Source organism: Nocardioides marmoriginsengisoli (genome assembly GCF_003725695.1).
Classification (GTDB): domain Bacteria; phylum Actinomycetota; class Actinomycetes; order Propionibacteriales; family Nocardioidaceae; genus Marmoricola; species Marmoricola marmoriginsengisoli.
Map to the genome: position 1 here is coordinate 1 of NZ_RJSE01000002.1, position 22,232 is coordinate 22,232.

Consider the following 22,232-nt stretch of genomic DNA (forward strand, 5'->3'; position numbering starts at 1 on the left):
TCGACCTGAGGCGTTCCGCTGATCGTCGGCGTCGTCCCGGTGACCGGGGGAACCGGAGCGGCGGTCACGGCGGTGGTGGGCGAGGAGGTCTTCACGGTCGTGGTGTGTCCGGCCAGGGTGCGGGTGACCTCGACGGTGATGGCCTCGCCGATGTCACCGGTGACAGGCGTGTAGGTCGGGTTGGTGGCACCGGTGATCTCGTCGGCACCGGCGAACCACTGGTACGCGAGCGAGACCCCGGACGGTCCCCAGGCCCCAGGTGTCGCGGTGAGGACCTGGTCGACCTGAGGCGTTCCGCTGATCGTCGGCGTCGTCCCGGTCACCGCGGGAGCAGGACCGAGCTTGATCTCGATGATGACGACCTGCCCGTGCGCGGTCGCGGAGACCTCGCTCGCGGTGGCTTCGGTGTAGGCGTTGTCGTACCACTCCTTGACGCCGCCGACACCTGCCGGCGGGTCGATGAAGAACTTGAAGCGGTCGCCGATGCGCAGGTTGCGGCGGTAGATCCCGTCGTCGTCGGTCAGGTTCGGGCCGGCCTGGTAGGGACCCCAGGCGCCGTCGTAGAAGACCCAGATGCCGACGCCGGCGTTGGGGACGGGGTTGCCGTCCGGGTCCTTGACCGTGAGCCGGAGACGGGGCGCGACGTCGAGCGTGAAGTCGATGCTTCCGGTGGTCGCGCCGGGGCTGACCGTTACCGGCGTCGCGGTGTCGTAGGACGTCGCGTTGTTCCAGTACTCGAGCTCGTGGGACGCAGCGTCGGGGTCCGAGTAGTCGTCGTGCCGGGCCGAGACCCGGAAGTCGCCCTTGACCAGACCTCCGCCGAAGACGGTCGTCGTGGAGTAGTAGCCGTTGGCGTCGGTCTGGACGCCGAACGATCCGCCGAACTTGGTGCGCTCGAAGGAGACGCTGGCGTTCGCGAGCGGCGTCCCGGCCGTGTCGGTGACCCGCCCCGAGATCTGCCCGGCGGGCTCGATCACCATGTCGTCGGCCTGGACCGGCCCCGACCCGACCTGGATGGGCGTCGCGTCGGCGAGGTATGCGGCATCGTTGTAGTACTCGCGCTGGTAGCCGGCGATCCCGACACCGGCGACCTCGAACTTGTAGTAGCCCGCGTCGAGACCTGTGAGTGCGTAGGTGCTGCCGTCGAAGAAGAATCCGTCGGTGCCAGGGGTGGACGGGTCCGAGTCGACGTTGTCGTAGTGGCCGTCCGGGGTCGCGGAGTACGCGACGTAGAGGTACGTGGTCTCGGCGGGAACGGCGCTCGCGCCGAGCGCCTTGGTGAAGACCTGGCCGGTGATCGACCCGGTGCCCGCGGCCTGTGCCGACCCCATCGTGAGGCCGGTGACCGCCAGGCAGATCGCGATCACCACCGAGACGGCAGAACGCTTGGACACAGGACCGTTCATCGTGGCCTCCCGAGGGCAACGTCGACAGGTCTCCGACGAGACCGGTGAGTTCCGAATCCTAGGCCGGGGCAGGTGGACCGGTGACGGCGGGGCCGCGCAGGGGCCGGGTACGTGATGCTCGTGGCGCGTCGGCTCCGCGGCTCCGGCACGGATAGGGTTGCCCCGACATGAGCGAGACCAGGGGTGCCCGGATGACGACCGACGACGAGCAGCGTGCCGCCGTCTGGACGCTGCCCAACGCGATCAGCGGCCTCCGGCTCCTCGGCGTCCCGCTCTTCCTCTGGCTGGTGCTCGGACCGGAGGCTGACGTCTGGGCGCTGGTCGTGCTGATGATCTCCGGCTTCACCGACTGGCTCGACGGCTACCTGGCCCGGCGCCTCAACCAGACCTCCAAGCTCGGCGAGATCCTGGACCCGGTGGCCGACCGGCTCTACATCCTGGCCGTGGTCATCGGTCTCGGCGTCCGCGAGATCGTGCCCTGGTGGGTGGTGGTGATCCTGCCGGCCCGGGACCTCTTCCTCTGGTGCCTGGTCCCGTTCCTGCGCACCCGCGGGTACAGCGCACTGCCGGTGCACTTCCTCGGCAAGGCGGCGACGGCGAACCTGTTGTACGCATTCCCGCTGCTCTTCGTCGGCGACGGGGTCAGCACCTTCGAGACGCTGGCGAAGGTCTTCGGGTGGGCGTTCGCGATCTGGGGGATCGGTCTGTACTGGTGGGCCGGGCTCCTCTACGCCTGGCAGGTCCGCAAGCTACTGGCCGACCGCGACCGCCGGGCACCGGACCTGAACGCGCCGAGCAAGCCCGCCGATCCCGGAGCCGGGGCGGCCTGACGTGTCCGGCCCCGATCCGGTGGAGCGCCCGCTGCCCGAGCGGGTCACGATGGGGCTGCTGCCGTACCTGAACGCGCACGCCCTCGACGAGGACTACGCCCAGGCGGCGGCACGCCGCTACGGGATCGTCCCCGGCAAGCGCCGCCGGGTCGGCAAGGGCGGCGCGGCCGTGCTCGCCGTGTTCGCGATCCTGGCGATCACCGCGGCGGTCCAGACGAACAAGGACGCGGCCTCCGAGGAGAAGGAGCGCCGGGCGCTGATCAGCCAGGTGTCGGCCGGACGCGACTCGGTGTCGGCGCAGCGCCGCACGATCGCGAGTCTGCTGGCCGAGAACCGCCGGCTCGAGACCGCGCTGCTGGCGACGAACGACGACTCCACGGGAGTCCTCGGGGACCTCGCCCTGCTCGGCCTGCGCAGCGGTACGACGCCCGCGCGCGGTCCCGGGGTCGAGGTGGTCGCCGACGACGCCCCCAACGCGACCAGCGATCGGCAGAAGGTCCTCGACAGCGACCTGCAGAAGCTGGTCAACGGTCTCTGGCACGCGGGGGCCGAGGCGATCTCGATCAACGGCCAGCGGCTCACCGCACTGAGCGCGATCCGGTTCGCCGGCTCGGCGATCGCGGTCAACTTCGTCTCGCTGAGCCCGCCGTACCGGGTGCTCGCGATCGGGAACCCGGACACCATGCCCAGCCGTTTCCTCGCGTCCACCAGCGGGCAAGCATGGTTGGATCTGAAATCACAGGTCGGCCTGAAGTTCTCGATGCGGACCCAGTCCTCGCTCCGGTTGCCGGGGCGGGCGGTGCCGACGCTGAGGTACATCGAGGACGACGCCCCGGAGACAAGGAAGGAAAGCCCGTGATCGCGATCATCGGCCTGCTGGTCGGAGTCGGCCTGGGTCTGATCCTGAAGCCCGACGTACCGATCGGCCTCGAGCCGTACCTGCCGATCGCCGTGGTCGCCGCGCTGGACGCCGTCTTCGGCGCGTTGCGGGCGTTCCTCGACGGGCTCTTCGACGACAAGGTCTTCGTGGTCTCGTTCATCAGCAACGTCTTCATCGCGGCGCTGATCGTCTTCCTCGGTGACAAGCTCGGTGTCGGCGCGCAGCTGTCCACCGGCGTGATCGTGGTCCTGGGCATCCGGATCTTCGCCAACGTCGCCGCCATCCGACGGCACATCTTCCACGCATGACCAGCGACCAGCCGTTCGACGACGACGATCCGATCGTCGATCCGGCCGCCGCGGCGGCAGGGGAGTCCCCGGTCGAGCCGTCGCCGCACCAGCGGATCGTCCGGGCGCTGCTCAAGCCCGGCCGGGGCCAGATCTCGGCCGCGGTGCTCCTGGTCGTGCTCGGCGTCGCCGGTGTCACCCAGGTACGCCTGGCCGGCAGCGACGACGAGTACGCCGGGATGCGGCAGGCCGACCTGATCCAGGCGCTCAACGGTCTGCAGGCCGCCTCACGCCGCAACGAGCAGGACATCCGCGACCTGGAGACCACCCGAGACGCGCTGCGGGACAACAACGACAAGACCGCCACCGCGCTCGAGCAGGCCCGCAACGAGATCGGCGCACTCGGCGTGCTCGCCGGGACCCTGCCGGCCACCGGACCCGGCGTTCGGATCACCGTGACCATCCCGGACTCGGAGATCAGCCTCAACTACCTCCTCGACGGGATCGAGGAGCTCCGTGACGCCGGCGCCGAGGCGATGGAGATCAACGACCAGGTCCGAGTGGTGGCGCAGACGTCGTTCGAGAACGCCGAGGGCGGGATCAGCGTGGACGGCCGGGTGCTCACCGCGCCGTTCACGATCGACGCCATCGGTGACCCGGACGGGCTGACCACGGCGCTGCGGTTCCCGGGCGGATTCGTCGACGACCTGGCCCTGGACGACGGCAAGGTCAGCATCAAGCGGAGCCAGAAGATCGAGGTCACCGTCCTCCGCAAGATCACCAAGCCCCGATATGCGGAGTCGACCGGAGGGAGCTGATCGCGGACGATAGGGTCACAGCGATCAGTTGCCCACGCACACCCCGAGGAGCGCCCGTGTTTCCCGATGACTTGAAGTACACCGCCGAGCACGAGTGGGTGCGCACCCCGGGCGAGGCCGCTGGTTCGGTCCGGATCGGCATCACCGACTACGCCCAGGACGCCCTCGGCGACATCGTCTACGTGCAGCTGCCCGACGTCGGTGACGCAGTGGCCGCGGGCGCGGCGATCGGCGAGCTCGAGTCGACCAAGTCGGTCAGCGACGTGTACTCGCCGGTGACCGGCCAGGTAGTGGCCCGCAACGACGCGCTGGACGCGACGCCCGAGCTCGTGAACAGCGACCCGTACGGCGCAGGCTGGCTCTTCGAGGTCGTTCCGGACGAGGGTGCCGCCACCTCCGAGCTGATGGATGCGGCGACCTACGAATCCACCGTTGCTTCCTGACCGATTCGGGCTCAATCTGGTTGTCCGACGCTGGTAGGTTGGCCGCACGAACTTTGAACCTCCACTGAGCGTTGAGAGTTCGTCCAGGCCCAACGCAGGCGAGAATGCGGAACGTGACACGGGAGGCGCACCAGATGCAGATGTGCTCGCAATGCGGGAGTCAGAACGTTGACGAAGCGCGATTCTGCTCGCACTGCGGCCATGCCCTGGAGTCGGCCTCGGTGCCGGCGGAGACCACCGCGACGATCACCTTCGGCTCGGCGGTCCCGCGCCCGGATGCCGACGAGCGCGGGACGCTGAACGAGGCCGACGCGGCCGCCGCCGACGCGCTCCCGGTCGGGAGCGCGCTGCTGATCGTGCAGCGCGGCCCGGGGGCCGGCAGCCGGTACCTGCTGGACACCGAGCTGGTCAGCGCCGGGCGGCACCCCGAGGCGGACATCTTCCTCGACGACATCACCGTCTCGCGGCGCCACGTCGAGTTCCGCCGCGAAGGCACGACGTACAGCGTGCACGACGTCGGCAGCCTGAACGGGACCTACGTCAACCGGGACCGGATCGACGACGCACTGCTCCAGAACGGTGACGAGGTCCGGATCGGCAAGTTCCGGTTGGTCTTCTTCGCCAGCGCCGCGGCGGAGGACTGAGGTGCGGCAGACTGCCCGGAAGAGCATCGGGCAGGCGCTCGCCGACCTCTCGGCGGAGTTCCCCGAGGAGGAGATCAAGGAGTCCAAGCTCCGCTTCCTCGAGGCCGAAGGACTGGTCGAGCCCGAGCGCAGCCCCTCGGGGTACCGGAAGTACTCGGTCGAGGACATGGAGCGGCTCCGCTACATCATCCGGGCGCAGCGGGAGTACTACCTGCCGCTGAAGGTGATCCGGGAGCACCTCGACGCGATCGACCGCGGGCTGGAGCCGCCGGCGCTGAGCGGGGGACCGACGGTTCCCACCGGTGTCCGCAACGACACCGCTGCCGATCTGCTCCGCAGCGACCGCAGCGACGTCCGGGTCTCCCGGCGCGAGCTGATCAAGACCGCGCAGATCACCGAGGAGCTGCTGGTCCAGCTGGAGGGGTTCGGCCTGGTCCGGACCCGGTCCGGTTCGAAGCACTACGACGCCGACGCGGTAGTCGTCGCCCAGGCCGCGGGGGAGCTGGCCGCTTTCGGGATCGAGCCGCGGCACCTGCGCGCGTTCAAGACCGCCGCCGACCGGGAGATCGGTCTCGTCGAGCAGGTGGTGTCGCCGATCCGGCGCAGCCGCGAGGACGGTGCCGAAGGGCGGGCGGCCCAGGCGGTCGAGGAGATCGCCGCGCTGTCGTTGCGCCTGCACGCGACCCTGGTCCGTACGGGTCTGCGGTCCTTGCGTTGATCGGACTAGGCTGACTCCGTGATCGTCGCTTCGCTCCTCAACGCTGCTCCGCCGACTCGGCCTCGAGCAAGCTCGGGCACTCGGTAGGCTCGCACCGTGATCGCTGTCGAGGTCGTCGGAGTCCGGGTCGAGATGCCCTCGAACCAACCCATCGTGCTGCTGCGCGAGGTGGACGGGGAGCGCTACCTGCCGATCTGGATCGGCGCGGTCGAAGCCACCGCGATCGCCTTCGCCCAGCAGGGCGTCGTACCGCCGCGCCCGCTCACCCACGACCTGTTGAAGCTGCTCCTGGAGGGCACCGGGAACACGCTGGACGAGGTCCGGATCACCGAGATGAACGACGGCGTGTTCTTCGCGGTGATCGCGCTCTCCTCCGGAGTGGAGATCGAGGCGCGTCCGTCGGACTCGATCGCGCTCGCGATGCGCACCGGCGCCCGGATCGTCTGCGCCGAGGAGCTGCTCGACGAGGCGGGGATCGCCGTACCGGACGAGCGCGAGGAGGAGGTCGAGAAGTTCCGCGAATTCCTCGACCACGTGTCACCGGAAGACTTCGAGTCCCCGGATTCCTGACGCCGGGTGCCGGCAAACCCTCAAGTTGATATTTAAGGTTCCGCGACACGCCGAGAGCGTCTTTGCCAAACCCTCAACCTGAGGTTTACCTTTCAGGTGTCTTCGCTGTAACTCCACCGGTGAAACTTCTGTCCCGCAGAGGCCTCACCACCCTTCCCCAGGGGTTACGCTCAGTGAAGCGAGACTTGGAGGTCGTAGTGGGCACCAACAATGGAGACGGCAAGTCCGTGGCCGAGATCGACGCGGCTGCGCTGCACGCCGCCGAACAGGCCGCGGAAGCGGCGGACCAGCAAGGTCTGCTGTTCAGCGACGACGTGTCGCCGCTGCCCGACGACCAGGGCTATAGGGGTCCGACCGCGTGCAACGCGGCCGGCATCACCTACCGGCAGCTCGACTACTGGGCCCGTACCGGCCTGGTGGAGCCCACCGTGCGGAGCGCCACCGGCTCCGGCACGCAGCGCCTCTACGGCTTCCGCGACATCCTGCTGCTCAAGGTGATCAAGCGGCTGCTCGACGCCGGTGTCTCCCTCCAGCAGATCCGTACGGCGGTCGCCCACCTCCGCGCCCGGGGCACCGACGACCTGACCCGGGTCACGCTGATGAGCGACGGCGCCTCGGTCTACGAGTGCACCACCAACGACGAGGTCATCGACCTGCTCCAGGGCGGCCAGGGCGTCTTCGGCATCGCGATCGGCGGCGTCTGGCGCGAGATCGAGGGGTCGCTCTCCGAACTGCCCTCCGAGCGCACCGCCGAGGACCTCACGGCCCGCAACGACGCCAGCGACGAGCTCGCGGCACGCCGGCAGGCCCGCCTCTCCGGCTGATTTCAGCCTCTCCAGTCTCAACCAGCCCCGTTCCGGCCCTGCGGCCGGGCCGGGGCTGGTATTTTTGGTCTGCACGAATTGAAGAATGCTGACAATCCCGCATGGGAGAGCCTTCGGCGGTGACCACCTGGTGGGCACCGAGCCGGAGCGCCGAAGGGGCAATTCCTCCCCGGAACCTCTCAGGCGCAAGGACCATGCGGATCAGGCAACTCTGGAGGACACGTGTCCGACAGAGGGGGAGGTGACCCGCCACCTGCAATTGCAGATATCGCATGGGAGCCTCATGTCAGAGCAGCCTGTCCTCGTCCCGACCGATTCGCTCGGCGCGCGACCCTTCGTCGACCGCCACATCGGACCCGACGACGCCGCCATCGCCGAGATGCTGAAGGTGGTCGGCTTCGACTCGCTCGACGCGCTGATGGAAGCGGCCGTCCCGGGCCGGATCCGGCTGACCGACGCGCTCTCCCTCCCGCACGCCGCCAGCGAGGCCGAGGCCGGCGCTGAGCTGGTCGCCCTGGCCGGCCGGAACGTGCCCGGTACGGCGCTGATCGGGCTCGGCTACCACGGCACCATCACCCCTGGCGTGATCCGGCGCAACGTGCTCGAGGACCCGTCCTGGTACACCGCGTACACGCCGTACCAGCCGGAGATCAGCCAGGGCCGCCTGGAGGCGCTGCTGAACTTCCAGACCATGATCGCCGACCTCACCGGCCTGCCGACGTCCAACGCGTCCCTGCTCGACGAGGGCACCGCCGCGGCCGAGGCGATGACGCTGGCCCGGCGTGCGGCGCCCAAGGCCGACGGCCCGTTCGTGGTCGACGCCGACGCGCTGCCGCAGACCATCGAGGTGGTCCGCACTCGTGCCGAGGCGATGGGGATCGACGTCGTCGTCGCGGACCTGACCGCCGGCCTCCCCGAGGGGCCGATCAGCGGCGTGCTGCTGCAGTACCCCGGCGCCTCCGGCCGGATCGTCGACCCGCGCCCGGTGATCGACGCGGCCCACGAGCGCGGCGCGCTCGCCGTGGTGGCGGCCGACCTGCTGGCACTCACCCTGATCGAGGCGCCCGGCACGCTCGGTGCGGACGTGGTCGTCGGCTCCTCGCAGCGCTTCGGCGTCCCGCTCTTCTACGGCGGCCCGCACGCCGGCTACATGTCGGTCCGGGCCGGGCTGGAGCGGCACCTGCCGGGTCGGCTCGTCGGGGTCTCGCTCGACGCGGCCGGGCGGCCGGCGTACCGGCTCTCGCTGCAGACCCGGGAGCAGCACATCCGCCGGGACCGGGCCACCTCGAACATCTGCACCGCCCAGGTGCTCCTCGCCGTCACCGCCGGGATGTACGCCGTCTACCACGGCCCGGACGGGCTGCGGGCGATCGCGCGCCAGGTCCACGACCTCGCGGCCCGGGCAGCGGCCTCCTTGTCCGCGGCCGGCTTCGCGGTCCTCACCGACGCCTTCTTCGACACCTTCCGGGTCTCGGTGCCGGGACGTGCCGACGAGATCGTCGCGGCGGCGCGTGCCGAGGGCGTGCACCTGCTCCGGGTCGACGCCGACACGGTGGGGCTCTCCTTCGGCGAGACCGCGACGGCGACGACGCTGCGCGCGATCCACACCGCGTTCGGGGTCACCCCGGCCCGGACCGAGCCGGGGTGTGCGCTTCCGGAGGCCCTCAACCGGACCACCGACTTCCTGGCCCACCCGGTCTTCAACACGCACCGGTCCGAGACGTCGATGCTGCGCTACCTGCGGCGGCTCTCGGCGCGCGACTACGCGCTCGACCGCGGCATGATCCCGCTCGGCTCGTGCACGATGAAGTTGAACGCGACCGCCGAGATGGAGCCGATCAGCCTGCCCGGCTTCGCCGACCTGCACCCGTTCGTTCCGGCGGAGGACGCCGGCGGGTACGCCGACCTGGTCGCCGACCTGGAGGGCTGGCTCGCCGAGGTCACCGGCTACGACCGGGTCTCGATCCAGCCGAACGCGGGCTCCCAGGGCGAGCTCGCCGGGCTGCTGGCGATCCGCGGCTACCACCTGGCCAACGGCGACACCGAGCGCAACGTCTGCCTGATCCCGTCCTCCGCGCACGGCACCAACGCCGCATCCGCGGTGATGGCCGGCATGAAGGTCGTCGTGGTCAAGTCGGCCGACGACGGCTCGGTGGACCTGGTCGACCTGCGCGCCCAGGTGGAGGCGCACGCTGCCGACCTCGCCGCGATCATGGTGACCTACCCGTCCACGCACGGCGCCTACGAGGACACCATCTCGGAGATCTGCGGGCTGGTGCACGAGGCGGGCGGCCAGGTCTACATCGACGGGGCCAACTTCAACGCCCTGCTCGGCCACGCCAAGCCGGGACAGTTCGGCGGCGACGTCAGCCACCTGAACCTGCACAAGACGTTCTGCATCCCGCACGGCGGCGGCGGACCGGGCGTGGGGCCGGTGGCGGTGCGGGCGCACCTGGCGCCGTACCTGCCGACGCACCCGATGCACCCCGAGGCCGACAAGCGCACCGGCATCGGCCCGATCAGCGCGGCGCCGTACGGGTCGGCCGGGATCCTGCCGATCTCGTGGGCCTACGTCCGGATGATGGGGGCTGCCGGCCTGACCCGGGCGACCGCGGTGGCGGTGCTGACTGCCAACTACGTCGCCGCGCGGCTCGACGAGCACTTCCCGGTGCTCTACCGCGGCCACAACGGCCTGGTGGCCCACGAGTGCATTCTCGATCTCCGCGGGATCTCCAAGGACACGGGCGTCAGCGTCGACGACGTCGCCAAGCGGCTGATCGACTACGGCTTCCACGCGCCGACGATGAGCTTCCCGGTCGCCGGCACGCTGATGGTGGAGCCGACCGAGAGCGAGGACCTGGTCGAGCTGGACCGGTTCATCGACGCGATGGTCGCGATCCGCGCCGAGATCGCCAAGGTCGCCGCGGGGGAGTGGAACGCCGAGGCGAACCCGCTCACCGGCGCACCGCACACCGCGGACGCGATCAACCAGGACCTCCGGTACGACGTCGCCACCGCGGTCTTCCCGACCGGCTTCGACCCGGACAAGTACTGGCCGCCGGTGAACCGGATCGACCAGGCGTACGGCGACCGCAACCTGGTCTGCTCGTGCCCGCCGCCCGAGGCGTTCGCCTGACGACCACGGACGCCCCGCGCCGGCAGGCGGTCCTCGACCGGGCCCAGGCCGAGGGCCGGCTGCCGTCCGTCGTCGGCGCGCTCAGCCACGCAGGTGAGCTCACCTGGCACGGCGTGGCCGGGGACGCCGGCGCGGTCGACGCGCAGTACCGGATCGGCTCGATCACCAAGACGCTGACCGCGGTGCTGGTGCTCCAGTGCCGCGACGACGGCCTGCTCGACCTGGACGATCCGCTGTCCCGGCACCTTCCGGGGAGCGGGTACGGCGCGGCGACGATCCGCACGCTGCTCGGCCACGCCTCGGGGATGCAGGCCGAACCGGTCGGGCCGTGGTGGGAGCGCTCGCCGGGTGTCGACCTGCCGGCCCTGCTCGCCGCGAACGACGGCAGCGGCCAGGTCCTCCCGGCCGGGGTGGCGTTCCACTACAGCAACCTGGCGTTCGCGCTCCTGGGCGAGGTCGTCAGCCGGTGCCGCGGTGCGTCCTGGACGGATCTCGTCCAGGACCGGCTGCTCACGCCGCTGGGCATGTCCAGGACGGGCTACCAGCCGACCGGTGAGCACGCCCAGGGCTACAGCGTCGGCCACTTCGCCGGCACCCTCACCCGGGAACCGCACGAGGACACCGGAGCGATGGCGCCGGCCGGACAGCTGTGGAGCACGCTCGCCGACCTCGCCCGCTGGGTCGACTTCCTGGCGGTTGGACACCCGGAGATCCTGAGCGCGGCGACGCTGACCGAGATGAGCGAACCGGCGCCGTTCCCGGAGTACGGGCTCGGCCTGCGACGCCTGGCCGCAGGCGGCCGGCTGCTGATCGGGCACACCGGCTCGATGCCCGGGTTCCAGGCCTGCGCGTTCGTCGACCGCGGGACCCGCGAGGGCGGGATCGTGCTGGCGAACGCCACCACCGGCCTGCGCTCGGACCAGATCGCGCTCGATCTTCTCGCCGGCCAGGACCCGTACGACGGGGAGCGCTGGAGCCCGTCGTACGAGGTCCCCGAGCGGGCCCGGGAGCTGCTCGGACTCTGGTTCTGGGGCAACACCGCGCACGAGCTCCGCTGGACGAACCAGCAGCTCGAGCTGCGCACCCTGCAACCGGCCGAGCTCTCCGACAGGTTCGTGATCGAGCCGGACCGGATCCGCGGCGTCGAGGGCTACCTGCTGGGGGAGACCCTGCAGGTACGACGTGCGGGCGACGGGTCCGTCGACTCCTGGGAGTGCGCGACCTTCCGCTTCACCCGCACGCCGTACGACGCCTAGAGGGCCTGCGACACCGAGCTCATGTTGAAGTCCGGCACCCGGAGTGCCGGCGTCGCCGTCCGCGAGAAGTAGTCGTCGCCCCACTCGCGGGAGAAGCTCGGCACGGTCGCCGAGGCCGCGGTGAACCGGCGCAGCAGCTCAACGGGGCTCTCGTTGAAGCGGAAGTTGTTCACCGCGCCGGTGATCTCGCCGCCCTGCACCCGATAGACCCCGTCGCGGGTCAGCCCGGTGAGCAGCAGCGTCTGGGGATCGACCTCCCGGATGTACCAGAGGCAGGTCAGCAGCAGTCCGTCGTCCATGCCGGCGACCAGGTCGAGCGTCGAGCCGTCCCCGCCGGTGACGTCCAGGACCAGGTTGTCGATGCTCGGCGTCGTGGGCTGTCCGGTGAGCCCGGCCGTCTGCCGGGTCTGGATCAGCGAGGTGAGGACGCCGTCCTTGATCCACGGGGTCGAGCCCAGGGCGATCCCGTTGTCGTAGACGCTGCTCTCGTTCGAGGACCCGCTGGCGACGACGAACGGCGCGCACTCCAGGCCGGCGCGGGCCGGGTCGGAGGAGAGGTTCACCGCCGGGGCGACGATCGTCTCGCCGATCCGGGTACCGCCGCCCGGACGCGAGTAGACCGACTGGCCCTCGTGCGCGACCCGGGCTCCGGCGCTCCAGTAGACGTCGATCATCAGGTCCGCCACCGCGGTCGGCGGCAGAACCGTGTCGTACCGTCCTGCCGGCAGGTCGAACCGCCGGGCACCCCACCCGAGCCGGGTGGTCAGCTCGGCGGCCATCGACCGGGCGGAGACGTCGCTGAAGTCGCGGGTCGCGCCACCCACCCAGGCGCTGTTGGTCAGGTCGGCGGTCTTGCCGGTGCAGCCGTAGTGACCGGTCGGCTGGACGTGCCGCAGCCGCAGGCCGGTGCTGGAACCGAGGTACGTCGTGGTGACGTCGTGGCTGACGAACCCGTAGAGGATCCGGCTCTCCGCCTCGGCCTGGTCGAACGCATCACCGAGCTCGCCGGCGAAGTCCCGGAAGACCTCGATCGACGTCGACTCCGCGGCTGCCTCCCAGTCGGCGGACACCTGGTCGGCGAGCAGGTCCGCACGGTCCTCGGCCGCGTCGGCGACACGGGCGGCTGCGTCGGCCTGCTCGACCAGCGCGGTGACCTGCTCGGGCGAGGCCGCGGTCCCGCTCACCGAGGCGTTCGCGGCGCCCTGGAACGCGATCACCGTGACGCCGACGCCGTGCATGACGCCGTTCGTGGTCAGGGTGTTGTTGGCCCACCGGAGGTTCGTCGTCGTCGAGTCCTGGACGATCACGACGCAGGCGTCCGAGGTCGACTTCGCCAGGCCGTGCTCGACCAGCTGGTACGGGCGGACGGTCGCCATCAGAGCTCCTCTCCTTCGGTGGCTTCCTGGGTCACGTTGAGGACCCGGATGTCGCGGAACAGCGCGCTGGGACAGCCGTGGGAGACGGCAGCGACCTGTCCCGGCTGGGCCTTGCCGCAGTTGAACGCCCCGCCGAGCACGTACGTCTCGGGTCCGCCGACCGCGCTCATCGAGTTCCAGAAGTCGGTGGTCGTCGCCTGGTAGGCCACGTCGCGGAGCTGACCGGCGAGCCGGCCGTTCTCGATCGCGTAGAAGCGCTGGCCGGTGAACTGGAAGTTGAACCGTTGCATGTCGATCGACCAGGACTTGTCGCCGACGATGTAGATGCCGCGCTCGACCTGGCTGATCAGGCCGTCCGTGTCCGGGCCGTCCGGATCGGGTTGCAAGGACACGTTGGCCATCCGCTGGATCGGGATGTGCCCGGGGGAGTCCGCGTAGGCGCAGCCGTTGGAGCGGCCGCCGTTCAAGGACCCGAAGTTGTGGGCCATCGGCCGGTCGAGCTGGTAGCCGACGAGGACCCCGTCCCGGACGATGTCCCAGCTCTGTCCGGCGACGCCTTCGTCGTCGTACCCGACGGTGGCAAGGCCGTGCGGCGTGGTCCGGTCACCGGTGACGTGCATGATCGGGGAGCCGTACTGGAGCCGGTCGAGGTTGTCCGGGGTCGCGAACGAGGTGCCGGCGTAGTTCGCCTCGTAGCCGAGGGCCCGGTCCAGCTCGGTGGCGTGCCCGATCGACTCGTGGATGGTCAGCCAGAGGTTGGAGGGGTCGATCACCAGGTCGTAGGTGCCGGCCCGGACGCTGGGCGCGGCCAGCTTCTCCGCCAGCAGGCCCGGCAGCTGGTCCAGCTCGGCGTCGAAGTCGTAGCTCCCGTCGACGAGGTACTCCCAGCCCCGGGCGACCGGGGGAGCGATCGAGGCCATCGAGTCGAACTTGTCCCCGAGGGAACCGTGCGCCTCGACGCTCGGCATCAGCCGGACCCGCTGCTGGGTGGTCGTGGTGCCGTTCAGGTCCGCGTAGAACTTGTTCTCCTGGACCTGCTGGAGGCTGGCGCTCGCGTGCTCGACCGCGTCGGAGCGCAGCAGCCGGGAGGTCCAGTCGCAGAGCAGCCGGGTCTTGTCGGCGAGCGGCACCTCGAACGGGTTGGTGACGTACTCCGAGGACCAGACCGCGTCGGGGTAGATCGGTTCCGGGGCCAGCGCGATCGGGGTCCGGGTCATCTCGGCGGCGACCAGCGCGACGTTGACTGCCTGCTCGGTCACCGTGACGGCCTCCGACGCGCTGAGCAGGACGCCGGAGGCGAACCCCCACGCACCGCGGTGGATCACCCGGACGGCGAACCCGAGGTCCTCGGCGTCCTCGGCCCCCTGGAGCAGGCCGTCGCGCACCGAGAAGTGCTGGTACCGGACGCGCTCGAACCGGAAGTCCGCGTGGGTGACTCCGAGGTCACGAGCACGGGAGAGCGCGGCTTCGGCCAGGCGGCGGTACGGGAGGGCGGTGAAGGTCGGGTCAATGCGATCGGCGTCGGCCATGCGATCGACCCTATCCAGCCGGCCTCACATCGTCGTGAAGGCTGTCCGGACGGTCGATCCGTTCCGGGCCTTGGTCACCTCGAGCTGGGTGGTGATACGGCTGCGCAGTTCCGGCACGTGGCTGACCAGTCCCACGACCCGGCCGCCGTCGCGCAGGCTGTCGAGCGTGTCCATCACGTCCTCGAGGGTGTCCGCGTCGAGTGATCCGAAGCCCTCGTCGATGAACAGGGTGTCGATATCGGCACCGCCGGCCTCGTGCGCGACGGTGTCGGCCAACCCCAGGGCGAGCGCGAGGGAGACCACGAAGGTCTCGCCGCCGGACAGCGTCGCGGGGTCGCGCTGGACACCGTTCCAGTCGTCGCGGACCCGGAGGCTGAGACCTCCCCGCTGCTCGCCGTACGCCCGGTCCTCGGAGTGCTCCAGGGCGTAGCGCTGGTCGGTCATCCGGGCCAGGCGCTCGTTGGCCGCCGCCACCACCTGGCGCAGGCGCTCCGCGAGCACGTACGCCGCCAGCCGCATCCGGAGCGGGTTGTCCAGGCTCTTGCCCTCGACCAGCGCGGCGAGCTCGGCCACCGTACGGTGCCGCTCGCGCAGCGGCGCCCAGGCGGCAAGCTGTCGATCCAGCTGCTCCACCAGCGCAGCGACGCGTTCCTGGCGCGCGAGCGCGGCATCGTGCGCGGAGGTCGCCGCGCGGGCCGCGTCGTCCGCTTGTCGTGCCACCGCCGCCAACCCCACGAGGTCGGGTTCGGCGACGGCCAGCGCGGCGACCACCTCGGGGTCCGACGTGGTCAGGGTGGCCGCATGGGCACGCAGCTCGGCGTCCCGGACCTCCTCGCTCACGACGGTCGCGGTCGTGTCGTCGAGCAGTGCCGCCGCAGCCGCGTCGACGTCCGCGAACCCAGCGCGGGACGCTGCTGTGCGCAGGTCCTGATCTGCGCGGTGGGCGCTCGTTGCGGTCCGGGAGGCCGTCTCGAGGACGCCCAGGGCCGAGTCGAGCAGGGCGGCTCGGCGGGCACGCAGTCCGATCAGGTCGGCGAGCTCCAGGTCCGGGCTCTCGCCGGGTCCGGCGCCGGGGACCTCCTGCAGCGCCGCGCGCTCGCTGTGGACCGCAGCGGCGAGCTCCTGGGTCTGGTCGATCTCGGCGTTGAGCGCGGCCCGCTCGAGGAGTGCCGCCGTGCGGGCCGCTTCAGCGGCGACGAGCCGTTCCCGGCACTCATGCTCGCGGGTCACCAGGACGTCGAGCGCCGCCACCAGCGGCTCCAAGCGCTCCACGTCGAGCTGCGCCAGGTCCGCACGCGCCGGGAGGCCGGCCCGGTCGACGCCGGCGAGCTGCTCCTCGAGACGGATCAGCTCGCCTTCGAGCGTGGCCAGACCTACCTTGCGGGCCTGGACCTCGAAGGCGGCGTCCTCGCTGCTCCTGCGGGCCTCGTCCTCGTCGGCGCGCCCCACGGCGCTCTGCGGCTGGACCGCCGGAGCCGGGTGCTCGGCGCTCCCGCAGACCGGGCAGGAGCAGCCGCTGGCCAGCTGACCGGCGAGCTCACCGGCCATCCCGTTGATCCGGGTCTCGCGGACGTCCAGGTAGTGCTCCTTGGCGGTCTGGGCCGCGTCGGTCGCGGTCAGGACGTCGGTCCGGGCGGCCACCAGCTCCAGGGTGACGACCTCTGCTCGTTCCGCGACCTTGATCAGCTGGTCCCAGCGCGCCACCGCAGCGAGTGCCTGGGGGAGTCGGGCCGCGGCGTCCCGGGCTTCCTGGACGGCCGCTGCGGCCTCGGCGATGACCGCCGGTTGCGCAGCGATGGTCAGGTCGAGCTCGGCGACACTCGTCTCCAGTGCCTGGAGCGCGGTGCGCCCGGTGGCGAGGCGCGCGACCGCCTGCCGGTAGGTCTCGGCCCGCGGCTCGAACGCAACAGCGAGGGTGTGCGCCGCGCGCGCGTCCCTGGCCGCACCGGGGAGCTGCTCAGCGAGCTCGTCGGCACTAGCCTCCAGGAGCTCGGTGAGCCCGCGGCAGGTCGCCACCCACTCGTCCTGAGCCGTGGCTGCGTCGGCGACGGCGGCTGCCCGTCCAGCGACCAGGCCGGAGAGCGGGAGCGCCAGCTGGTGGGCACGGAGTTGCTCCCGGCGTCGGGCGAGCACGGGTTCCTGCTCGGCGAGCGCGTCGAGGTCCGCCCGTGCGGCGGCGCCGCGGGTCCGGCGCTCCCAGGTGAGCCGCCCGGCGAGGAGGCCCTGCTGGGCACCGGCGAGGACGCGATCCGCGGCGATCACCTGCTGCTCGCTCGTCACCGCGGCCGCGGCGGTGCTCGCGCTGACCTCCTCGATCCAGCGGCGGAGGTCGTCGGTATCGGCGGGACGATCCAGGGCCGATGCCTCGTGGAGCCGGTGCACCGTCTCGGCGACCACCGCCTCGGCTGCCTCGGCAGCCCGCCGGGTCTCGGTACGACGCTCCACGAGCCAGTGCTCGACCCGCTCGAACCGATCGGTCCGGAAGAGCTGCTGGAGCACCGCGTGCCGCTCGGCGGAGGTCGCCCGCAGGAAGGCCTGAAACCGGCCCTGCGGCAGCATCGCCACCTGGGTGAACTGGGTGCTGGTCATCCCGAGCAGCCGGGTCACGAAGAGACCGGCGTCGTCGAGACGGTTGGTCAGGGTGGTCCAGGTGCCGTCCGTGAGCTCCTCGACCAGGACGTGGGCCTGCACCTTCGTCTCACCGTGGCCGCGCAGCTTCGGCCGCGTCCACGAGGGCGAGCGGGTGAACACGAGCTGACGCTCGCCGACGCTGAACCGCAGCCGGACCGACGGCGGCGTCTGCGGGGAGGCGTGGTCGCTGCGCAGGTGCTTGGCGCCGGCGCGATCGCCGGGGACGACGCCGTACAGGGCGAAGCAGACGGCGTCGAGCACGCTGGTCTTGCCGGACCCGGTCGCTCCGGTGAGCAGGAAGAGTCCGCTCGCCGAGAGCTCGTCGAAGTCGACCTCCACGGTGGAGGCGAACGGTCCGAACGCGGTGACCTGCAGCTCGTGGAGGCGCATCAGGCACCCACCACGACATCGACCTCGGGGTCGCGGGCGGCGCACTCGCAGGCGTCGCGGAGCAGGTCGCTCTCCTCGTCGGTGGCCGGCTCGGACCGCATCGCCGCGACGAACTGCAGGGCGACCTCGTGGTCGGTGCGACCCTCCAGCAGGGTGCGTGCGGCCCGCTCGCGCTCGCCGGCCGGCGCGAACTGCAGCGCGATCGCGTGCGGGAAGCGGGCCTGCAAGCGGATCATCGCCTGGACCGGTCGCACCGGGTCGGTCAGGGTGGCCTGGACCCAGGAGTCCTCGTGGTCGGCGTACCGCGGGTCGTGCAGGAGCTCGTCGATGGTGCCGGTCAGCCGCGCCAGGCGGCGGGGAACGGGCGCCTCGATGAACGAGGCGGCCGTGATCCCGTCGGCGCCGAGGTCGATCAGCCAGCACCCCTTGACGTGAGCAGCCTCGGAGAACGAGTAGGCGAGCGGCGACCCGGAGTAGCGGATCGACTCGGTCAGCGTGTGCCGCCCGTGCAGGTGGCCGAGCGCGACGTAGTCGATCCCGTCGAAGGTGCCGGTGGGCACGGCCGAGACGCCACCGACGGCGATGTCGCGCTCGCTGTCGCTGGCGCTGCCGCCGATCACGAAGGCATGGGCCAGCACGACCGATCGGGTGCCGTCGGGGCGCGCGGCGAAGTCGGCCCGGATCAGGTCCATCGCCGCGGACAGCGCTGCGTGGTGAGATCGAGCGGGCAGGTCCCAGGCGCGCTTGACCTGGTCGGGCTCGAGGTACGGGATGCCGTACACGGCGACCTGGCCGTGCTCGTCCGGGATCAGGACCGGCTCGGCGATCCGATCGAGGTGGGTGCGCAGGTGGAAGCCGGCCGCGTCGGCCAGCCGGGCGTTGAAGCCGAGACGCTGGGCGGAATCGTGGTTGCCGCTGGTGAGGACGACCCGGGCGCGGGACGCGGCGAGCCGGGTGAACGCGTCGTCCGCGAGCGCGACGGCGTCGACCGGTGGCAGCGCGCGGTCGTAGACGTCCCCGGCGACGACGACCAGGTCGACCTGCTCGCGCTCGACGACCTCGAGCAGGTGGTCGACGAAATCGGCCTGGTGGGTGAGCATCCCCTGACCGTGGAACTGCCGTCCCAGGTGCCAGTCGGAGGTATGGAGGATGCGCACGTCCCCACGCTAGGAGAGGGGCCCGACAAACCCCGGCTCACACGCCGAATCGATCGCTTCCGGCGTAGATGACGCACCGTTCCGGGCGGGTGAACCCGGCCAGTCCGATGCCGGCCTCGGCAGCCAGCCCGACCGCCAGCGAGGACGGAGCCCCGACGGCCACGACAGCGGCGACGCCCGCTGCGGCGGCCTTGTGCACGAGTTCGAAGCCGACCCGCCCGGAGAGCACCAGGATCGGGGCGACCGGCATCCGTCCGAGTACCCCGGCCCCGATCACCTTGTCGACCGCGTTGTGCCGGCCGACGTCCTCGCGGACCGCCTGCGGCACGCCGTCGAGGTCGAAGAGCCCGGCGGCGTGCAACCCGCCGGTGCGGGCGAACCCGGGCTGCCCCTGCTCCAGCAGTGCCGGCAGGCTGCGGACCAGGTCCAGCGGTACGACGACGCCGCTCGTCGGAGCCGGCACCGACCGGAGCGCCTCGTCGATCGAGGTGGTGCCGCAGACGCCGCAGGCCGAGTTCATCAACCGCGGCTGCGGCAGGTACGCCGGGGGAGCGGTCGCCTCGACGGTGACCACGTTGAACTCCTCGTCGGGGGCCAGGTCCTCGTCGGTGCAGTACCGGACCGCAGCGACCTGCTCGCGTCCGAGGATCTGCTCGCCGACGAGCCAGCCGGCCGCGAGCTCGAAGTCGTGACCCGGCGTCCGCATCGTGACGACCACCCGCTGAGCAGGCGAACCCGGCCAGGCCAGCCGGATCTCCAGGGGCTCCTCGGTGGCGAGCCGGTCCTCGTGCCGGAGGATCTCAGTGCCGCGCACCTCGATGACGTCGGTGCGGACCGTCGGGCCCGGGCGGCGGGTCTTCGCGGTCACGACGCGCCGTACCGTTCCCGGGTCCGCAACCGCGAACGCACCTCGTCCCCGGCGTCGACCAGGACCCGGCGGATGCTCAGGTTGAGCTCCGGATCGCCGATCAGCTGCTCGGTCCCGGCGAGCAGGTCCGGCCCGGCCATCGTGATCGGGTAGAAGAACAACGCCCCGTCGGCCAGGCCCCAGCCCGATCGTACCGCCGTGGTGCCCTTAACCTCGGCGAGGTAGCGGTCGACGTACGGCATCAGCAGCTCGTCCTGGCCGCTCGCCCAGAAGCCGGTCCCGATGGCCTCGATCTCGTAGTTCGACGCGGCCGCCTCGCCGGTGAAGCGCTGCCAGGCCCAGGCCTTCGCGTCCGGATCGGGCAATCGGGCGTGCGACCAGGCGTGCGCGATCTGCGTCTTGGCGTCGTTCTCGCGCGCCAGCTCGCGATCCAGCTCGTCCAGGTCGGTCGCTCCCAGGGAGGCGAGCCGCTTGAGGACCCGCCAGCGCATCCCGGCGTCGACCTCGAGGCCGGGCGTCTCGGTGCCGGCGAGCAGGGCCCGCAACCAGTCCGTGGACGTCGCCGTCCCGGTGGCGGCCTGGTAGGCGGCCAGTTGGAGGTCGGAGCCGGCCGGTGCCGTGGCGGCGCGCGCGAGGAAGGTCTGGTGCACGTCGGCGCGGGAGCGTTCCGGATCGCGCACCGTGGCGAGCAGCTTCTCGTGGACGACGCCACGGGCCCCTTCGCCGTCGTCGCCGACCCAGACGCCGAGCGTGCCGACGGCCGCGTCCTGGTCCTCGGCCGGGACACCTGCGCAGATCATCGCGACCGCCGCGTCGGGGTCCAGTCGCGCGTGGTGGACGCCGTTGCGCAGGGTGATCCAGGTCGTGGCGCGCAGCAGCGGGTCGGTCATCGTGGGCAGCAGGCCGGGCAATGCCGCCGCGGTGACCGGGTCGATCGTCAGATCGGCCCAGGCGGTGTCGTCGGGGTCGAGGATCACCGGAGTTCCCGGGGCGACCACGTACGGCGTCCGCTCGGTCTCGACCCGGACCTCGCCGCGCTCCCAGGCGGTGCCGTTCCAGGCAGCGACCCCGAGCACGTGGGTCCGGTCCGCGGGGTCGGCCGGGGGAGTGCGGACCACGGCGCCGGCCTGCCGGTCGAGCTCGATCCGATCGAGCCCGGCCTTGCGCAACCAGGCGGCCGTCCACGGCTCGAGGTCGCCGGCGCCTGCCGCCTCCCAGGAGCCGAACAGGTCGCGCATGGTGGCGTTCCCGAACCGGTGCCGGGTGAAGTGGTCGCGGACGCCCCCGAGGAAGACGTCGTCACCGACTTGGTGAGCGAGCTGGGTCAGGACCGCATGGCCCTTGGAGTACGAGATGCCGTCGAAGTCCTGGAGCGCCGCGTCGGCGTCCAGGGCTCCGTTGCCCGCCACCGGGTGGGTGGACGGGCGCGAGTCCGCCGTCAGGCCCCAGTTCTTCCGGGCGACCGCGGCCCAGACGAGGGCGTCGTCGAACTCGGTGACCTCGGCCGTGACCCGGTTGCCCATGTACTCGGCGAAGGCCTCGTTGAGCCAGAGGTCGTCCCACCACTTCGGGGTCACCAGGTTGCCGAACCACTGATGCGCCATCTCGTGCGCGACGGTGGTAGCGCGCTGGATCCGCATGCTCCGCGGGACCCTGGTCGAGAAGAGCAACGGGTCCCGGAACGTCACGCAGCCCGGGTTCTCCATCGCGCCGGCGTTGAACTCCGGCACGAAGGCCTGGTCGTACTTGCCGAAGGCGTACCGGATGCCGAAGAGCCGGTGGAACTCGTCGAAGCACTGGCGGGTGAGGGTGAGCAGCTCCTCGGCGTCCTTCTCCAGGGCCGGCGCGAGCGACCGACGCGCCAGCAACCCCAGGTCGATGCCGTCGTGGTGGTCGGCGATCCGGTGGTAGGGACCGGCGACCAGGCTGACGAAGTACGTCGACAGCGGCTGGCTCTGCTCGAACTCCCAGCGGCCGCGGTCGACCTCGGTGCCGGCTGCGTTCGCGACCACGATCCAGTCGTCCGGAGCAGCGACCCGCAGCGTGTACGGCGCCTTGAGGTCGGGCTGGTCGAAGCACGCGAACACCGACGGAGCGGCGCTCATGAAGCTCATCTGGTAGACGTACGGGCGTCCGTCGGCAGGATCAACCGCCCGGTGCAGGCCCTCGCCGTCGTTGCGGAACGGCATCGCGGACTCGACCACGATCCGGTGCTCGCCCGCGGGGAGAGTCAGCGGGTAGCGGCCGTCGTCGAGGGCGTCGACCGGGAGGTCGGTGCCGTCGAGCTCGATGCGCCCCAGGGCCACCGGCTTCAGGTCGAGGAAGGTGTCCCCGCCCTTCGAGGTCACCTCGATCACGGTGGTGCTGGCGAAGGTGGTCTCCTCGCGCAGGTCGAGCGTGACGTCGTACGACGTGATCTCGAGCAGGTCGAAACGGTCCCGGGCCTCGTTCAGCTGCAGACTGCGCACA

Annotated in this window: 18 protein-coding genes and 1 riboswitch; of the genes, 11 read left to right on the top strand and 7 right to left on the bottom strand. The window is 71.2% G+C overall.

Annotated elements, in window-relative coordinates:
* Positions 1 to 1,394: carboxypeptidase regulatory-like domain-containing protein (locus EFK50_RS01235; RefSeq protein WP_221177234.1), on the bottom strand; the 1,394-nt coding region annotated here is incomplete at its 3' end.
* A 179-nt stretch (positions 1,395 to 1,573) separates the two neighbouring features.
* Between EFK50_RS01235 and clsA the strand changes: the two genes are divergently transcribed.
* From clsA to EFK50_RS01290, 11 genes are all read left to right on the top strand, one after another.
* On the top strand, positions 1,574 to 2,236 hold the full coding sequence (gene clsA / locus EFK50_RS01240) for a cardiolipin synthase ClsA (RefSeq protein ID WP_246003973.1): 663 nt from the start codon (positions 1,574 to 1,576) through the stop codon (positions 2,234 to 2,236).
* A gap of 1 nt (position 2,237) precedes the next feature.
* Complete coding sequence (locus EFK50_RS01245; RefSeq protein WP_123225744.1) at positions 2,238 to 3,095, top strand: DUF881 domain-containing protein; 858 nt, start codon at positions 2,238 to 2,240, stop codon at positions 3,093 to 3,095.
* Positions 3,092 to 3,424 carry a small basic family protein gene (locus EFK50_RS01250; RefSeq protein WP_123225745.1) on the top strand — a complete coding sequence of 111 codons (333 nt, stop codon included), beginning with the start codon at positions 3,092 to 3,094 and terminating at the stop codon, positions 3,422 to 3,424. The genes EFK50_RS01245 and EFK50_RS01250 overlap by 4 nt, the downstream gene beginning before the upstream one ends.
* Positions 3,421 to 4,221 (top strand): DUF881 domain-containing protein, encoded by an 801-nt coding sequence (locus EFK50_RS01255; protein WP_123225746.1) that lies wholly within the window; start codon positions 3,421 to 3,423, stop codon positions 4,219 to 4,221. Before EFK50_RS01250 ends, EFK50_RS01255 begins: the two co-directional genes overlap by 4 nt.
* Before the next feature lie 56 nt (positions 4,222 to 4,277).
* Positions 4,278 to 4,664, top strand: a complete 387-nt coding sequence (gene gcvH, locus EFK50_RS01260) for a glycine cleavage system protein GcvH (RefSeq protein ID WP_123225747.1) — start codon at positions 4,278 to 4,280, stop codon at positions 4,662 to 4,664.
* A 140-nt stretch (positions 4,665 to 4,804) separates the two neighbouring features.
* Positions 4,805 to 5,308, top strand: coding sequence for a zinc-ribbon and FHA domain-containing protein (locus tag EFK50_RS01265; protein ID WP_425454364.1), 504 nt, complete (start codon positions 4,805 to 4,807; stop codon positions 5,306 to 5,308).
* Position 5,309: 1 nt separating this feature from the next.
* Positions 5,310 to 6,026: a transcriptional regulator FtsR gene (gene ftsR / locus EFK50_RS01270; RefSeq protein ID WP_123225748.1), complete on the top strand. Its 717-nt coding sequence runs from the start codon at positions 5,310 to 5,312 to the stop codon at positions 6,024 to 6,026.
* A 132-nt stretch (positions 6,027 to 6,158) separates the two neighbouring features.
* Positions 6,159 to 6,596, top strand: coding sequence for a bifunctional nuclease family protein (locus tag EFK50_RS01275; protein WP_425454365.1), 438 nt, complete (start codon positions 6,159 to 6,161; stop codon positions 6,594 to 6,596).
* Positions 6,597 to 6,832: 236 nt separating this feature from the next.
* Positions 6,833 to 7,420: a MerR family transcriptional regulator gene (locus EFK50_RS01280; protein ID WP_281273974.1), complete on the top strand. Its 588-nt coding sequence runs from the start codon at positions 6,833 to 6,835 to the stop codon at positions 7,418 to 7,420.
* A gap of 92 nt (positions 7,421 to 7,512) precedes the next feature.
* A riboswitch (glycine riboswitch) is annotated at positions 7,513 to 7,625 on the top strand.
* 78 nt (positions 7,626 to 7,703) lie between these two features.
* Complete coding sequence (gene gcvP / locus EFK50_RS01285) at positions 7,704 to 10,556, top strand: aminomethyl-transferring glycine dehydrogenase (RefSeq protein ID WP_123225750.1); 2,853 nt, start codon at positions 7,704 to 7,706, stop codon at positions 10,554 to 10,556.
* Positions 10,529 to 11,812: a serine hydrolase domain-containing protein gene (locus tag EFK50_RS01290; protein WP_221177235.1), complete on the top strand. Its 1,284-nt coding sequence runs from the start codon at positions 10,529 to 10,531 to the stop codon at positions 11,810 to 11,812. Before gcvP ends, EFK50_RS01290 begins: the two co-directional genes overlap by 28 nt.
* Here the strand turns inward: EFK50_RS01290 and EFK50_RS01295 are convergent.
* From EFK50_RS01295 to pepN, 6 genes are read right to left on the bottom strand one after another with little or no spacing between them, the layout of a single operon-like run.
* The gene (locus EFK50_RS01295; protein ID WP_123225751.1) at positions 11,809 to 13,188 is read right to left on the bottom strand and encodes a metallopeptidase TldD-related protein; all 1,380 of its coding nucleotides are present in this window, start codon (positions 13,186 to 13,188) and stop codon (positions 11,809 to 11,811) included. The genes EFK50_RS01290 and EFK50_RS01295 overlap by 4 nt on opposite strands.
* The gene (locus tag EFK50_RS01300) at positions 13,188 to 14,717 is read right to left on the bottom strand and encodes a TldD/PmbA family protein (protein WP_123225752.1); all 1,530 of its coding nucleotides are present in this window, start codon (positions 14,715 to 14,717) and stop codon (positions 13,188 to 13,190) included. Before EFK50_RS01300 ends, EFK50_RS01295 begins: the two co-directional genes overlap by 1 nt.
* Before the next feature lie 24 nt (positions 14,718 to 14,741).
* Complete coding sequence (locus EFK50_RS01305) at positions 14,742 to 17,738, bottom strand: AAA family ATPase (RefSeq protein WP_123225753.1); 2,997 nt, start codon at positions 17,736 to 17,738, stop codon at positions 14,742 to 14,744.
* Positions 17,738 to 18,895 carry an exonuclease SbcCD subunit D gene (locus EFK50_RS01310; RefSeq protein ID WP_123225754.1) on the bottom strand — a complete coding sequence of 386 codons (1,158 nt, stop codon included), beginning with the start codon at positions 18,893 to 18,895 and terminating at the stop codon, positions 17,738 to 17,740. The genes EFK50_RS01305 and EFK50_RS01310 overlap by 1 nt, the downstream gene beginning before the upstream one ends.
* Positions 18,896 to 18,932: 37 nt before the next feature.
* Positions 18,933 to 19,763: a formate dehydrogenase accessory sulfurtransferase FdhD gene (locus EFK50_RS01315; protein WP_183407641.1), complete on the bottom strand. Its 831-nt coding sequence runs from the start codon at positions 19,761 to 19,763 to the stop codon at positions 18,933 to 18,935.
* Complete coding sequence (gene pepN / locus EFK50_RS01320; RefSeq protein WP_246003974.1) at positions 19,760 to 22,231, bottom strand: aminopeptidase N; 2,472 nt, start codon at positions 22,229 to 22,231, stop codon at positions 19,760 to 19,762. The genes EFK50_RS01315 and pepN overlap by 4 nt, the downstream gene beginning before the upstream one ends.
* Between the last annotated feature and the right edge of the window lies 1 nt (position 22,232).